Here is a 15356-nt window from a genome sequence, read left to right on the forward strand (position 1 = left end):
ATGGTGTCAGCTTATGGCTGCGTCTGCGTGCCGCCAGTGTTTGGCGATGCTGGCGCTGTGGTGTTTGGCGCAGCGGGTGTCATAGGTGCCGGTGCTGGCTCGTTGGCAGCTGGCGCTGTTGTCGATGAGGTCGTCGTCGCGTCTGTCGTCGCCGGCGCACTCATCTGCATCCATATGAAGCCACCGATCAGCAGCACAGCGATGATGGCAATCCACGGCATGAAGCCGGGTGAGTTGCGTGCGGCCTCCGGTGTGGTGCGCAGTTCAGGGCGATCTGGACGAAGGTTCGGATCGCGTGGCAGGTTTGGATCGATTGACATGCTCGTTTCTCCTCTACTATGCCGAGAAAACAAGCAGTCTGGCATTTTGTTCCAGAAACATGAGAAATCCTTAATATTCTGACGCGGACGTTTTCCCTGCGGTCAGGGATCGACGCAGAATATCGGCGAGATCAGGGCTTGCGCATTGCGAGACATTGAAGCGCATAAAGCCTGCTGCGCCGGGTGATGCGCTGAAGATTTGGCCCGGTGCCAGAACCATGTTTTGCGTCAAAGCATGGCGGGCAACCTGCGCAGCATCGACGCCTGATGGTAGCTTGCACCACACAAAGATACCGGCCTGCGGCAGCATCCAGGGGGTGATGCCAAGTTCGCCGAGCGTATTGATGGTCTCGATCCTCGCGCGCGAAAGCTGTAGTTTCAGCCCATCCATGTGGCGGCGGTATTGGGTGTCTTTCAGGGCCGCATAGACGAGGGCTTCCGAAAGCTGGCTGCCGGAAAAGTTGGCTGCAATTTTCAGATCCGTCAGTGGCTCGATCCAGTCTTTGGGCGCTGCGATGTACCCGCAGCGCACGGATGCCGACAGGGTCTTGGAAAAGCTGCCAATTTGCACAACGCGGTTCAAGCCGTCGAATGTGCTAAGGCGCGGCGCCCTCTGCTCTTCGAAATCGGCAAAAATATCATCTTCGATGATGGTGAGGTTGGCTCGTTCGGCCAACATCAACACGCGATGGGCGGTTACGGGCGATAGGCATGCACCTGTTGGGTTGTGGACGCCAGAGGTGGTGATGTAAAGCCGGGGTTTGTGTTCACTCAAAGCCTGCTCGAACATCGCCACGTCCGGCCCGGTGGGCGTGTAGGGAACGCCGATGACCTTGACGCGGTGGGCGCGCAGCAACGCATGGAAATTGAAATAGCAGGGGTCGTCGACCAGCACGGTTTGCCCGGGCTCAAGCAGAAAGCGGCACAGGAGATCAATCGCCTGAGTGCCGGAATCGACGAGAATGATCTGCCCCGTGCTTGCATGCAGGCCCTGCTCGGCAAAACGCCGCGAAAGAAGCTGCCGCATGGGCAAAAGGCCGAGCGGGGTGGCGTAATCTGTAAGGTGCTCCAGCTCACCGCGCGAAAGAGTGCGCATGGCGCGACGCAGCACATCCTGCGGCATCCAGGCGGCGGGCATCCAACCGCAACCGGGCTTCGCCACATCGGCCCCGCCATCCAGCGCCAATCGCGACACCCAGAAAGGATCAACCGCCCGGTCGAGTTTGGGACCAATTTCGGCAAGAGACAGAGGCGCAAGGGCGCTTGCGACATAGAAGCCCGAGCCGGGACGGGAACGGATCGCACCTTCCGCCACCAGTCGTTCATAGGCCTCAACCACGGTTGAGGTGGAAACCTGCATGAGCTTTGCAAAGCTGCGCACCGATGGAAGTTTTGCACCGGTTGGAAGGCTGCGTGCCGCAATGCGGCGTCTGATTTCACGCATCACCGCTTCGATGCGCGGCGCAGCACCATCGGCTTTCAAGGCTGATCCATCCATCCGTACTGCTCCACATACCATAACGGTTTGTTTCAACTGTACCGCACTGTTGCTGGTGTCGCTAGCCATGTTCACGCATAGCGTTGACTTGAAATGGAGTGATGCAATGGACAAGACATCAAGCGGCTGGTGGAGCGGATTGATCGGCGTGGTCATTTTTAGCGGTTCTCTGCCGGCCACACGCATGGCGGTCACGGGTTTCGATCCAGCCTTTCTCACGCTCGCCCGGGCCAGCATCGCGGGGCTTCTGGCGTTGGCCTTACTGATCGTGTTTCAAGAGAAGCGCCCGGCGCGCCGCGATATCATGCCTCTGGCAATTGTTTCGCTGGGCGTCATCGTCGGGTTTCCGCTGTTGACGGCGCTTGCGCTGAAGCACATCACATCCGCCCATTCCATCATCTTCGTCGGCCTTTTGCCGCTTGCCACAGCCATCTTTGCCGTGCTGCGTGGCGGGGAGCGGCCCCGTCTGGCCTTCTGGCTGTTTTCCGGCCTCGGCAGCAGTCTGGTCGCCGGGTTTGCGCTGGGGCAGGATGCGGCCATGTCGTGGAGAGGCGATCTCTTGATGTTGAGCGCAATCGTCGTTTGCGGGCTGGGTTATGCGGAAGGCGCGGCGCTTTCGCGAAGGCTGGGCGGTTGGCAGGTCATTTCCTGGGCGCTGGTTCTGTCGCTGCCGCTCATGCTGCCTTTGGCACTGTTCACCATGCCAACGCACTGGGGTGATATCGCAGCTGATGCGTGGGGCGGGCTGTTTTATGTGTCGCTGTTCAGCATGCTGATCGGCTTCATCTTCTGGTATCGCGGCCTGGCGCTGGGTGGCATCGCAGCCGTGGGACAGTTGCAGTTGCTGCAACCGTTCTTCGGCCTCACGTTAGCCGCGACGCTTCTGGGGGAGCCTGTGAGTGTGGCGATGCTGGCCGTCACACTCGGTGTCGTTGCCTGTGTGGCTAGCGCGAAAAGATTTTCGCGCTAGCGCATTTCCGGTGAACACGAGTTCACCTTCAACGCTCTATATGTTTGTTTTTACGCAATTCCGGACGCAAAACCGGTTCCCACTTTTGCTGGAATTGCTCTAACCCCTGCCACCTTGCGATGACCAGCGTTCCCAAGACTTCTCGTTGCCACTGAAGACATTCAGGTCGATCTTGCCATCAACCCCCTGAGAGAGGCCAGAGCCGGAATATTGCCAGAACAGCCACTTCCGTCCGGGATAGACCTTGGATGGATGCTGTGCGACCGCCCGCAGCCAGAAGGGATAATCCAGGAACTCGCCGGACAGGTGGTCCTTGTAGAAATCCGGCGCGGTGTAGATGATCGGGCGCTTGCCATAGTGGCGCTCCAGCATGTCCATGAAGACCTGCATCTTTTCCAGCACCTTGGCCCGGGGAAGACGCATCTTGCAGCTAGATTCGCCGTTATATTCCACGTCGATAACCGGCGGCAGTGCATCGGGGTCGCGTGGTACGTTGCGAATGAACCATTCCGCCTGATGGCTTGCAGCACGGCACCAATAGAAGAAGTGATAGGCACCCCGTTTGACACCTGCCGCCTTGGCACGGTTCCAGTTGGTCTTGAACATCGGGTCCAGATGGTCGCCGCCATCGGTCGCCTTGATGAAAGCGAAGTTGCCACCGCGGGATCTCAACCGTTCCCAGTCGATATTGGCCTGCCAACGGGACACATCGACGCCGTGCACAGGATAGTGCCGTGGCGTGACGCTGCCGAAATTGATGGGCTTTGCATCGCTGAAATTGGAACGGAAGAGGCGCGAACGCACCGCCGGTCCCGAACTGATTGCGGGTGCTGCCGCCATGGCCATCTGAACCGGACGCTCATTGGGTAGGGCGACCCCGGCTTGCTGCGCCATGGGTCGGTTCATTTCTGGCATGGGCGTCTGGTGATCGACAGCCGCAAAGGCTGGAGAGCCAGACGGCACGGGGCCACCCCAGGCCAGAACCTTTTGGGATGGTTCCGCACGAAGGGGAGCCTGCGTCTGGCCGACGCTTGCCTGGGGCACGGGCGCCGAAGGCGTCACGGAACTTGTAGTTTCCCGGGAAGGAATACCCGCCATTAGGCCTTCTGGCCCGGTACTGGATGTACAGGCTGTGAGGGATAGGCAGGCTAGGACAAAAGCTGGCACTGTCGATCGATGCATGAGAACCCGTACGCAAAACAAGGGGCAAAACGCAAAGCGCGCATGCCCGGGACCATCAAAAAATTATCACTAACGACAAATTATCAAAAAAGGCTGAATCCAATCTTTACGATCGGGAAATGTCTTGAGGCGCTATCCGTTTTTGCCACTTTGACCGGGTCTGCCAAAAAGCAAAACGCGCGGACGATTTCGCCCGCGCGTTCTGGTGTCAAACAATATTCGCTTAAGCTGCGAAGCGTTTGCCTTGGTTGCCGCTCTGGTTGGACTCCAGGCGGAACTGCGCCAGCAGACTGAGCAACTGGTCGGTTTCTTCGTTCAACTGCTCGCTCGCTGCGCTGGTTTCTTCCACCATGGCCGCGTTCTGCTGGGTCAAAAGATCCACCTCGCCGACGGAGCTGTTGATCTGCTGCATGGCCACAGACTGATCCTGCGTGGCCTGCGTGATCTGCCCGACCTGATCGCTGACATTGGCAATCTGCGTGCCGATCTGCGCCAGTGCTTCACCCGTCTTGGCGACGAGGCTCGCGCCTGCGGCGACTTCGCTGGATGAAACGGCAATCAGTTCACGGATTTCCTTTGCGGCAGCGGCGGACCGTTGCGCCAGTTCCCGCACCTCATGGGCAACCACGGCAAAGCCCTTTCCGGCTTCCCCGGCACGCGCTGCTTCCACACCGGCGTTGAGCGCCAGCAGGTTGGTCTGGAACGAGATGGAATCGATGACTTCGGTGATGTTGCCGATGGTCTGCGATGCATTTTCGATCCGCTGCATGGCGTCAACCGCATTGCGCACGATAACAAGCGATTCCTCGGTGTTGCGACGGGTCTTGTCGACAATGCCATTTGCTTCGCGGGCGCGTTCAACTGAATTGCGCATGTTGGAGTTGACCTCGTCCACAGACGCTGCCGTCTCTTCAAGCGAGGCCGCCTGGCGTTCCGTGCGGCGGGCAAGGTCAACTGCGGATTCCGACATCTGCTGGGCGTTGCCGCGAATGGCGGCGACATTCTCGGCAATGCCGCCAATCGTGTCGCGCAACCGCAGCATGGAGCGGTTGAAGTCAACGCGCAATTGCTCCAGACGATCGTTGAAAGGCGTGTCGATCGTGGTCGAGATATCGCCTGCAGAAAGCCGCTCAAGGCCACCGGCCAGCGCGCTGACGGCAAACTGGATCTGCCGGTCGAGTTCTTTCCGCTCTGTCTCGTTGGCGTGGCGCTGAGCTTCGGCAGAGGCACGCTGCTCCTGCGTTGAAGCTTCAAGCCGGATGCGCTCCTCAGCATTCTCCTTGAACACTTCCAGTGCCCGCGCCATGTCACCGATTTCGTCGTAGCGGTTCTTGGCATCAAGCGGAATGTCCATGTCACCTTTGGCCAGGCGCTTCATGGCGCCAACAATACCAAGGATTGGGCCCTTGAAGGTCATGACGAGGCCGATGCCCGCAAAAATCGCGACAAGAACGCCGATGATCATGGCAGAAAGCGAGATGCCGTCCGCTTTGCTGCGCTCGGTATCGGCTGCGCTGCGCTGCTTTTCAGCAAATGTCGTCAGGTTGGTCCAGACGCGGCCGATTTCCTCTTCCGCCATGCTGAAAGCAACGGTGCGCTGCTGCGAGATCGCAAGAAGCTGGGTCGCGGAGCCGTCCAGCTTTGTTGCCAGGCTGTCGATGGCCTTGGCGCTCTTGCGGGTGGCCTCTGACATCTGGCTGTCGCCGGACATGGAGCCGGTGGACACATTTAGACGGAACGCTGCGTCACGAAATGCCTCAAGTTTTTCCTTGCTCGGTGCGGCCACATAGCCGGCCATCTGCAATTCGAGGTTCTTTGCGTCCTCGGCGATCTGGCGAGCATTGGCCAGGAAGCCTGATGCCTGCTCCAGCGGCTGGTCCAGCTTGCCGAACACCTCTGTCGCCTGCCGTGATCTGAGACTTGCAAAGCCCTGAAGACGGATGGTTGCGGGCCGCATGAGATTGACCACGCGCTCGATGGCACCGACGGTGGTGTCGTTGACTACACCAATATCCAGTTGCGCGCGGATTTGCGTCACGCCCTCGGCCAGCTGGTCCATGATCATCTTCTGGTCGACGGTTGCTGTGGCGACGAGTTCCTTGACCGTGCTTTCCAGCGTTCCGATTGCAGCTTTGACGACGGCGGTCTTTTCTTCGGGCACGGTCGTCTTGTTGAAATCGGTAACGACAGTCGCAATGACATTGGCGCCGCGGTTCAGCTTGTCTGCTTCGCGCAACATCTGCTTGGCTTTTGCCTCATCCGATTGCAACGTGCTTCTGATGTTGGTGGCATTGGCCAGAACACCGTTCAACTCCCGCGTCATGGTCGCGAGGTCAGTGCTCATGCTTGCCCGCAGAGCCTGTTCCTGACCGTGGCTGGTCCATAATTCATCGACCTGCTTGTCGATTATTTTTGTGCGCTCGATGGCATCTTTTATCTCTGCAGAGCTGCCATCTTCGGCGGCGCGGAGAAAATTGGCCTGTTCGGCCAGCTGGCGGTGCAGAGCGGACCGTGTTTCCTCATTGGTATTGCTGAGAAACGATGTCATGCCGCCATAGACTTCTTTGAAGCCTGTCAAGGATTGCAAAATTGTGTTTGAAACATCCATGCGGCTTTGCAGCAGGTTCGATGCGTATAGTCCAGACAGACCAACCGCAAGGATACTTGCCACGAATGGTGCGATGAAAACGATGACTTTGGTTTGTATCTTAAACCGCGCCAGCATATTGTCGATGATCATTAACTTTCCCCAAGGCCCATTTTTGAACCAACGTCTCTGTTTTCTCGTGAGATCGTCGTGACCCAACTTGTGCAGCCGAGGTTTGAAAAAACCATTAATATCAGGGGGTTTGCTTTGGATCATAGAGGCCGGCGCAATATACCGGCCTCATCCTGCGACGAATTTTTGACCTTGCTTAGTGGTTGTCTTTCAGCCCCTTCTCAAATGCATCAACGATCATCTTTACCAGTTCGGCGTGGAGATCCGCCCGGTTGCGCAGGCCGGTTTGTGTGCAGATCGGATCGATCTCGCCAACCGATTTGAGAAAGGCCTCAGCGTCCGGCTTGCAGACCGGCAGAAAGCTGAAGTGGTCGGAACCATTCACCTGCGCATAGGTGCCATCTGGCACATCCTTGGCCAGTTGATCTGCTAGGACCGACACGGGGACAGTGCCGACGCTGCCCAGATTAATGAAGGTCAGCGGTATCTTGATGTCGTGAAGGCTGTCTTTCGTGAAGGCGACCTCAAGGCCCGGATCGACCAGAACAGCGGTGCGGATGCGCTCATCGTGGTTCGATTGCTCGAACCGTACTTTATCGACGCTGCGCAAATCCAGCGGCGGCACAGTGATAGCCTCGCCGTTTTTATAGCCACGGCCACCTGAGAACCATGTGCAATCCATGGACTGGGCATAATCGACGCAATATTGCACATAGGCGCCAAGATCGGCACGGGCTCCGACCAGTTCCAGCGCAGCGCTGCCACCCAGTGAAAAGCCCATGACGCCGATGCGATTGGCGTCGATGGAAGGTGACCATTCGGCATTTGTGGTCAGCGATGTGATGATTGTGGACATATCATCCGTCCGCTCCCAGATCTTCGGCGTGTCTTCCGGTGTGGAATCGCCGCTGGTCGTGCCAGGGTGATCGGGTGCTGCAACGATGAAGCCCGCCTTTGCAAGTTCCGTGGCAATCCAGGCCATGGTGGTGCCGCGTGCGCCGGAGCCATGCGAAAGAAGCACCAAGGGAAGGTGTCCCGGCTGAATGGCGACACCTTTCAGAGCCGTCGTCCCTTCGAAAATCCTGTTTTCGCCAACGCGAAGGACTTCGCCCTTTCCGTCAGATGGGTACCAGACGGTCACTGCAAGATCCTTGCCGCGAAGCGGTGAGGGGACGGCGATATCGCGGACGCCGACAGCTTCGCTTGCGTGAGCAGATGGAAGGAAGAAAGTGGATAGCAATATCGCAGATAGAATGGAGCGCATAAAAAGCCTCATGGGTTGGAGCAACGAGGCTGGTTTCGACCCATCCCACTTTTTTCACGCCCTGAAACACGTTTGAGGTCGTGCGCAAACACGATTCAGTTCATGTAGAACGCATTGTCGGTTCACACTCCGGATCACCCATCGTGCTTTTCATTCCCTTGCCTTTTGTCGTTTCGCTTTTGTTGTTCCTGATGTTGTTCTCAATTGTTCGCGGCAGTGGAGGGGGCAAGGCGAACCGGCCGTTTCTGGCGCTCATCGCGCTCAGCGCGGTGCAGTCGGCTCTGCTCGGTCTGCGTTGGGGTTATCAGGTCGAATGGCTGAGATTTGTCTTGCCGGTCATGGCGTCTGTCTTGCCGCCCTTGGCCTATGCCAGTTTTCGAAGCCTGATGGATGAATGGCGGCTGAAAAGCGCGGCAAATATAGCCAGTCTCGTCATGCCATCGCTGGTCATTCTGCTGGTGATGGTGCTTGCACCCCTCGCTATCGATTACGTTCTGATTGCCCTGTTTGTCGGCTATGCTGTTGCCATCGTGCTGCTTGGACGCCGTGGCCCCGATGGGCTGGAGGAGGCGCAGTTTGCAAGCGTTGCATCGGTCCATCGCGCGCTCTTTCTTGCGGGTGCTGCGCTCTGCATGTCAGCGACCTTCGACATTCTCGTCGTGCTCGATTTCCAGTGGGCACGCGGGCAAAATATTGGCGTCATCGTCGGCAATGGCAACCTGCTAGTCCTTTTCATGATTGGCCTCACCGCATGGGTTGCGGGCAACAGCAAGCCCGAGAAACTGGCAGGTGGGGCGCAGGACAGCGGCGCACTGGCGGATGCCGCGCCAGTGAGTGCGACGACCGAAGATCATGAGATTATGGCACGGCTGGAGGCGCTGATGACGCGGCAGAAAGTTTACCGCGACGAGAACCTCAATCTGTCACGTCTCGCCCGCAAGCTGGCATTGCCCAGCCGCCAGATTTCCCAGGCCATCAACCGCGCAACCGGTGGCAATGTCTCGCAATATATCAACCAGCTACGGATCAGCGATGCCTGCCGCCTGCTGGAGGAGACAGAGCAATCCGTGACCGCCATCATGCTGGACTGCGGTTTCCAGACGAAGTCCAATTTCAACCGGGAATTTCGCCGCATCACCGGCATGAGCCCGCTGGCCTGGCGGGAGCGTCAAGTGTGGAAGCTTGTCGCGTCCAACAAAAAAGGCCACCCGCCGGAGCGCGTGGCCTCTTAAATCTCGACCAGCGGATGATTACAGCGTGCCGTTGCGCTGCTGGATCATCATGTAGGTGTCATAAGTGTATTCTGCGATCTGAGCCCAGAGATAGGCGTCCTTCTTGAACGCCTGCTGGCTCTCATAGATCTTCTTGAAGTTTTCGTTGACCGAAGAAAGCTCGGCATAGGTTTCAAGCGCTGCCTTGTGGCAGACATCCAGAATTTCCTGGCTGAATGGACGCAGGATAGCGCCTTGCGCGACCAACTCCTTCAGGGCCTTGGGGTTGCGGGTGTCATAACGTTCCAGCATCGAGGCGCTGCCAGCCGCGCAGGCATCTTTCAGAATGCGCTTGTAGTTTTCAGGCAGGCTGTTGAACTTTTCAAGGTTCACAAAGGCGTGGCAGGCAGGGCCACCTTCCCACCATGCTGGATAGTAATAGTATTTCGCAACCTTGTAGAGGCCAAGCTTCTGGTCGTCGTAAGGGCCGACAAATTCCGTCGCGTCGATCGTGCCCTTTTCCAGCGCTGCGTAGACATCTCCGGCAGCAATCTGCTGCGGGGTAACACCGACCTTTTTCATAACCTGCCCAGTCAGGCCGGCAATGCGCATTTTCAGGCCTTTGAGATCATCGATCGTGTTGATTTCCTTGCGGAACCAACCGCCCATCTGGGCGCCGGTGTTGCCGAGCAGAATGGAATAGATGTTATGCTTGGCGAAAAACTCGTTCATGAGCTCGTTGCCACCGGCCTGGTTGAACCAGGCATTGGTCTGGCGGGCATTGAGGCCGAAAGGAATCGATGTGCCGAGCGCAAAGGTCGGGTCTTTGCCAACATAATAATAGGAGCAGGTATGGGCCATTTCGACCGTGCCTGATGTGACCGCATCTGCCGCCTGAAGTGCTGGCACGATTTCGCCGCCAGCAAAATGCTGAATGGTGAAGTTGCCGCCGGATGCTTCCTTCACATGATCCGCAACGATCTGGCCAGCGCCGAACAGAATGTCCAGTCCCTTGGTGAAGGACGAGGTCATGCGCCAGTTGATCTTGGGATTTTCCTGCGCGATAGCAGGGGCTGCGAGAGCGGTTGCGGTAACGCCAGCGCCAACGGCACCAGCCCGGCGGATAAATGATCTGCGATCCATTTTGATTCAAGCCTTGAATGTAGCACTATAGGCGAACCGCATGGTACGCCTCCCGCGAACTAATAACCATGTCCGCAAGCAGCCTTCAAGACATTGTTGTAGCAAATGCGGCATCCTGTCGGCTTTTCTAATGAACGTCAGCCGAGCTTGCTTACCTCCGAAGTCAGTCGCTCCGGATTTCGAAACAACGTGGCGCGGAATTGCCGGTCAAACCGTCTTGTTGGTCAGCGAAGGATGTGGAGTGAGCGATCACGCTGCGACGATCAAATTAGAATCATTCTAATTTCGCTTGCGCGACCGTCGCGACAGGTATATTTAGAATCATTCTAAGGAGAGCCTTATCATGTTGCGCAGCCTGTTGCCCCGCTCAAAGCGTCCATTTGCATCCCTGACCGAGCAGGAAATTCTTGCCCTTGCGATATCGTCGGAAGAGGATGATGCCCGGATTTATCGGTCCTATGCCGATCACCTGCGGGCGCAGTTTCCTCAATCAGCCAAGGTTTTTGCGGATATGGCAGAGGTGGAGCAGGCGCATCGCAACATGCTGATCGGCATGCATCAGACGCGTTTTGGCGAATTCATTCCCCTCATCCGCCGGGAACATGTCAGCGGCTTTTATGAGCGTAAGCCCGATTGGCTTGTTAAAAACCTTCCGCTGGAAAAAATCCGTGCCCAGGCGGAAGAGATGGAACAGCAGGCCATCCGGTTTTACGAGGAAGCGATCAAGCACGTGACAGACGCATCCACTCGCAAGCTGCTGGGTGATCTGGCGGAAGCCGAGCGTGCGCATGAAGATATCGCGACCATGCTCGATGGCAAGCATTTGCCTGACGATGCGAAATCTGAGGAAGAACAGACCGCCAAGCGGCAGTTTCTGCTGACCTATATCCAGCCGGGACTGGCGGGCCTGATGGATGGTTCCGTGTCGACGCTCGCCCCGATTTTCGCTGCCGCCTTCGCCACGCAAGATACGTGGCAGACCTTCCTCATCGGCCTTTCGGCGTCCGTGGGCGCCGGTATTTCCATGGGCTTTACGGAAGCGGCCCATGATGACGGCAAGCTGTCCGGTCGTGGATCCCCGTTCAAACGTGGCCTTGCCTCCGGCATCATGACCACCATTGGTGGCCTTGGCCACACGCTGCCCTATCTCATTTCGCATTTCTGGACCGCCACCGCTGTGGCCGCCATCATCGTTTTCGTGGAGCTGTGGGCCATCGCCTTCATCCAGAACCGCTATATGGAAACGCCGTTCATGCGGGCGGTATTTCAGGTGGTGCTCGGCGGCTCCCTCGTGCTTGCCGCAGGCATCCTCATTGGCAATGGTTGACCAAGGGAGAGGGGTTGCGAAACCCCTCAACCCCTATGGTCACGGTCATGCGGCCAAGGGAACGCGCGCAATAACCTTGATTTCGAAATCGAACCCGGCCAGCCAGTTCACGCCGACCGCCGTCCAGGTGGGGTAGGGCTCTTCACTGAAAACGGTTTCCTTCACCGCCATGATCGTTGCCATTTGGCTTTCAGGGTCGGTGTGGAAGGTGGTGACATCGATGATGTCATCAAATGTCGCACCAGCGGCAGCAAGCACCGCTTTCAAATTGTCAAAGGCCAGTTGCACCTGTTTGGCGAAATCAGACTCTGTCGACCCATCGTCACGGCTGCCAACCTGACCTGAAACGAACAGTAGGTCGCCGGAGCGCACGGCGGCGGAATAGCCATGCTTTTCATAAAGTGCGTGCCGGCCCGGCGGAAAAATAGCGTCTCGTTTGCTCATTGTCGTGTTCCTTTGCGCACGGCAGCCGCATCCATGCCCACGCATCGCTGGATGCGACAGGCGCAGAGTGTGCGGTCTGGCGATTGATTGGCTTTACTCGGCGGAACGAAATTTGATATACGCTCCGTATGTTTAGATATTTCACATACGCGACGTATGTCAATAGGCATACGTCGCGTATGTTAATGAGAGGCACGGATATGGCAACGAGAACGAGAGCGCAGATGGTTGAGGAGACCCGCGAAAAGCTCATCACTGCTGCCCGAAAAGCCTTTGCGACCAAGGGCTATGCCGCCTCATCCATGGACGACATCACGGCAGAGGCCGGGCTGACGCGTGGCGCGCTTTATCACAATTTCGGAGACAAAAAGGGCCTGCTTCAGGCCGTGATCGACCAGATCGACGCGGAAATGCTGGCGCGCTTGCGCGTCGTGCAAGAAGGTGCAGAGACACCCTGGCTTGGTTTGCTGTCTGAGAGCGCGGCCTATATTGAAATGGCGCTCGAGCCCGAGATACAACGGGTGATGCTGCTGGACGGACCCGCAGTTCTTGGCGATCCGGCCAAATGGCCCAACCAGACGGCTTGCCTGAAGCGCATCGAGAATACGGTTCAGACCCTGATCGATGATGGCCTGTTAAAATCCGTGGATGCCAGGGCGGCAACATGGCTGCTGAATGGCGCGGTGCTGAATGCGGCCCTGTGGATTGCCGGTTCGGATGAACCCGGCGAAGCCTTTCCCAAGGTGGTCGCGGCCTTTCACCATCTGGCATCCGGGCTCTTGGCCGAAAGCTGAGGCCCGTTCTGGCAGACTACCGAAGGGCTCCCACCAGCACGTCGCGGCCATCCTCGATGGATACCCAACGGCCTGTGTTGAACGAGGCCTGACGCTTCAGATAGGTGTAGTTGGTATCCGTCCAAAGTTTGACGTCATCGGACAGGTTGTCGAGAATGAAGTCGCCATTGTTCGTGCGCAGGGTCAGCACCGCGTGCCCCTCGCCATCAGGCTTGCGAACGACAGTGATCAGGAGATCGGACACAGCAAAGCCGCGCTCGATCAACGCCTTGCGCTTCAACAGCACGAAATCTTCGCAGTCACCGGCTGTCTTCGGGTATTCCCAGACTTCATCCTTGCCGTAGACTTCCTGGTCCGTCATGGCGATGATGCGGGAATTGATGTCCTTGTTGACCTCGCGAATGACGTTCCAGCCATATTCCGTCACCCGTGGCGGCGGCGTCAGCTTGCTGCGAATGTCGCACTCGGACTGATACTTCTGGCAGAACTCGTAATGACCGATGGGCTGGGACGTGATGCCTCCGGTGACCATGGCGGGGCTGCCCTTGTTTTCGGCCTGTGCAGTGGCTGCAGACAGTAGTCCTGCCGCAATTGCGACCAGCAGAGCAAGCGCCCGAGGTGCGTTCTTCATGAAACCAGTCCCTTAAAATCTTAATGAAAAGTTAAGAGGCTACAGGGGCATGTGTCAATCGGAACTCACCATTCGTGAACGCGAGATGAATAATATGGTTAAGATCGGGGCTGCTGCCCATGGAAAGCAAGGCTTTTCGCAGCCGCTAGCATCCGTTCTATATCCTGTGGACGCGACAGGCGATGGTCCCCATCGCGGATAAGGCTGAGCACGACATCATCGGCTGGCAGGTGCTCAAGCAGTTTGAGCGCGTGAGAATAGGGCACGTCGTCATCTTTCATGCCCTGCAGAATGTGGACTGGGCATCCGGTTTCTATGATGCCTTTCAGCACCAGATTGTTGCGCCCATCCTCGATCAGGTCGCGGGTGAATATGTTGGGCTCGCTGCTGTATTCGGACGGCTCCTCGAAATAACCGCGCTCAACCAGAGACGCTTTTTCCGCATCCGACAGGTTGGGTTCTATCAGCTCGGCTGTGAAATCTGGCGCGGGAGCAATCAGGAGCAGGCCGTCGACCGTGGGACCGCCTGTCTGCTTGCGCAGTTCCTCGACCAATCGCAGCGCAATCCAGCCGCCCATGGAAGAGCCGACCGCTACGATCCGCTTGGGCGCCGTGTGGCGCAGCACGGCCATCGTCTCTTCAAGCCAGCGCGAAATCGTGCCCTTGTTGAAGTCACCCTTGGAGGCGCCATGGCCGGAGTAATCCAGGCGTATGCAGGCCAAGCCATTCTCCTGCGCGAAACGGTCCAGCTCCACCGCCTTGGTACCGGTCATGTCGGACCGGTAGCCGCCCAGCCAGACAAGGGCCGGGGCGTCATCCTGTGTTGCCGCAGGGCGTGAGAGTATAGCGATCTCGCGTGTGTCGCCGCTCGCGCCGACGGTGATGTACTCGATGGGTCGCTCAGTCATCTTGGCGTTATTCTCCTGCAATTTGATGGTTATGTAGTGCAGATTCGGAAAAAGCACGACAGGAGGTGATTTTTTTGCGCAGGCATGCTATTGACTTCGCGGCGGCATTCACGACATTTCCGCCATTTGCACCGACAAGCTGGTTTTTGCCGACGCGATCCCGAAACAGATCAGGAGAATACGACCATTCGCAGACCGTTCAAAGCCGATGCCCCCGTCAAAGAGGGCCCGCGCTCCAACAGGGAAATTCGAATTCCCAAGATTCAGCTGATTGATGAAGAAGGCCAGAACCTTGGCGTCATGCCGACGGACCAAGCTCTGAAGATGGCGGAAGACGCCGGTCTCGATCTCGTTGAGATTTCGCCGAACGCCGAACCGCCTGTATGTAAGATTCTTGATCTTGGCAAGCTGAAGTACTCGACCCAGAAAAAAGCGGCCGAAGCGCGCAAGAAGCAGAAGATCGTTGAGGTCAAGGAAATCAAGATGCGGCCCAACATCGACACCCATGACTATGAGGTGAAGATGAAGGCTATGAACCGTTTCTTTGAAGAAGGCGACAAGGTAAAAGTGACGCTGAAGTTCCGTGGCCGCGAAATGGCCCACCAGGAACTCGGAATGAAGCTTCTGCTGCAAGTCAAGGAAGACACTGTGCTCATTGCCAAGGTTGAAGCCGAACCGAAGCTCGAGGGACGTCAGATGATGATGGTCCTGGCTCCGAAGTAAGTTATTGGCCGGGCGTATCGGCGCTCGATGCGCCAATTATACGATCTAGAGCGTCCTTTGTGCGTCCATTTGGGCGCGCAGGGCGCTAACAGCAGGGAATTTTGAATTCCCCGTTGCTCTTTTCTATAACTGCGGTTATAGGAGCGCGTCCGAACGGTCCGGCAGGGCATGCCGTGTCCGTTCCAGAATAGCTTGAAAGCAGGCTTCGTCTGCCTGTTTTCG

General features: G+C 57.4%; 14 protein-coding genes. 5 read left to right on the plus strand and 9 right to left on the minus strand.

Annotated features, from left to right (window positions below):
- Nucleotides 1–11 precede the first annotated feature (11 nt).
- Together ACQZ51_RS01155 and ACQZ51_RS01160 are read right to left on the minus strand one after the other, a co-directional pair.
- Nucleotides 12–320: a hypothetical protein gene (locus ACQZ51_RS01155; RefSeq protein ID WP_448774622.1), complete on the minus strand. Its 309-nt coding sequence runs from the start codon at nt 318–320 to the stop codon at nt 12–14.
- A 70-nt stretch (nt 321–390) separates the two neighbouring features.
- On the minus strand, nt 391–1818 hold the full coding sequence (locus ACQZ51_RS01160; protein WP_448774623.1) for an aminotransferase-like domain-containing protein: 1428 nt from the start codon (nt 1816–1818) through the stop codon (nt 391–393).
- A 106-nt stretch (nt 1819–1924) separates the two neighbouring features.
- On the opposite strand from ACQZ51_RS01160, the gene ACQZ51_RS01165 reads away from it, so the two are divergent.
- Nucleotides 1925–2788 (plus strand): DMT family transporter, encoded by an 864-nt coding sequence (locus tag ACQZ51_RS01165; protein ID WP_448774624.1) that lies wholly within the window; start codon nt 1925–1927, stop codon nt 2786–2788.
- A 99-nt stretch (nt 2789–2887) separates the two neighbouring features.
- On the opposite strand, the gene ACQZ51_RS01170 is transcribed toward ACQZ51_RS01165, so the two are convergent.
- The 3 genes from ACQZ51_RS01170 to ACQZ51_RS01180 all read right to left on the minus strand — a co-directional run bounded on the left by ACQZ51_RS01170 (nt 2888) and on the right by ACQZ51_RS01180 (nt 7953).
- A complete protein-coding gene (locus ACQZ51_RS01170) occupies nt 2888–3970 on the minus strand; it encodes a GH25 family lysozyme (RefSeq protein WP_448774625.1) in 1083 nt (360 codons plus the stop codon).
- A 223-nt stretch (nt 3971–4193) separates the two neighbouring features.
- On the minus strand, nt 4194–6710 hold the full coding sequence (locus ACQZ51_RS01175) for a methyl-accepting chemotaxis protein (protein ID WP_448774627.1): 2517 nt from the start codon (nt 6708–6710) through the stop codon (nt 4194–4196).
- Between the two features lie 175 nt (nt 6711–6885).
- A complete protein-coding gene (locus ACQZ51_RS01180) occupies nt 6886–7953 on the minus strand; it encodes an alpha/beta hydrolase family protein (protein WP_448774629.1) in 1068 nt (355 codons plus the stop codon).
- Nucleotides 7954–8096: 143 nt separating this feature from the next.
- On the opposite strand from ACQZ51_RS01180, the gene ACQZ51_RS01185 reads away from it, so the two are divergent.
- Nucleotides 8097–9185: a helix-turn-helix domain-containing protein gene (locus ACQZ51_RS01185; RefSeq protein WP_448774631.1), complete on the plus strand. Its 1089-nt coding sequence runs from the start codon at nt 8097–8099 to the stop codon at nt 9183–9185.
- Between the two features lie 18 nt (nt 9186–9203).
- Here the strand turns inward: ACQZ51_RS01185 and ACQZ51_RS01190 are convergent, their stop codons facing one another.
- Entirely contained in the window at nt 9204–10307 is a 1104-nt protein-coding gene (locus ACQZ51_RS01190; protein ID WP_448774632.1) for a TRAP transporter substrate-binding protein, read from the minus strand.
- 343 nt (nt 10308–10650) lie between these two features.
- On the opposite strand from ACQZ51_RS01190, the gene mbfA reads away from it, so the two are divergent.
- Complete coding sequence (gene mbfA, locus ACQZ51_RS01195) at nt 10651–11634, plus strand: iron exporter MbfA (RefSeq protein WP_448774634.1); 984 nt, start codon at nt 10651–10653, stop codon at nt 11632–11634.
- Between the two features lie 45 nt (nt 11635–11679).
- Here mbfA and ACQZ51_RS01200 read toward each other — a convergent pair whose 3' ends face one another.
- Nucleotides 11680–12078 carry a RidA family protein gene (locus ACQZ51_RS01200; protein ID WP_448774636.1) on the minus strand — a complete coding sequence of 133 codons (399 nt, stop codon included), beginning with the start codon at nt 12076–12078 and terminating at the stop codon, nt 11680–11682.
- A gap of 200 nt (nt 12079–12278) precedes the next feature.
- Here ACQZ51_RS01200 and ACQZ51_RS01205 point away from each other — a divergent pair, with 200 nt between their 5' ends.
- Nucleotides 12279–12872, plus strand: coding sequence for a TetR/AcrR family transcriptional regulator (locus ACQZ51_RS01205; protein WP_448774638.1), 594 nt, complete (start codon nt 12279–12281; stop codon nt 12870–12872).
- Nucleotides 12873–12888: 16 nt separating this feature from the next.
- On the opposite strand, the gene ACQZ51_RS01210 is transcribed toward ACQZ51_RS01205, so the two are convergent.
- Together ACQZ51_RS01210 and ACQZ51_RS01215 are read right to left on the minus strand one after the other, a co-directional pair.
- Entirely contained in the window at nt 12889–13503 is a 615-nt protein-coding gene (locus ACQZ51_RS01210) for a transglutaminase-like cysteine peptidase (RefSeq protein ID WP_448774639.1), read from the minus strand.
- Nucleotides 13504–13601: 98 nt separating this feature from the next.
- A complete protein-coding gene (locus ACQZ51_RS01215; protein WP_448774641.1) occupies nt 13602–14411 on the minus strand; it encodes an alpha/beta hydrolase in 810 nt (269 codons plus the stop codon).
- A gap of 186 nt (nt 14412–14597) precedes the next feature.
- Between ACQZ51_RS01215 and infC the strand changes: the two genes are divergently transcribed.
- Nucleotides 14598–15134 (plus strand): translation initiation factor IF-3, encoded by a 537-nt coding sequence (gene infC, locus ACQZ51_RS01220; protein ID WP_342365783.1) that lies wholly within the window; start codon nt 14598–14600, stop codon nt 15132–15134.
- Nucleotides 15135–15356: the final 222 nt, after the last annotated feature.

It is taken from the genome of Agrobacterium sp. CG674 (assembly GCF_053521645.1).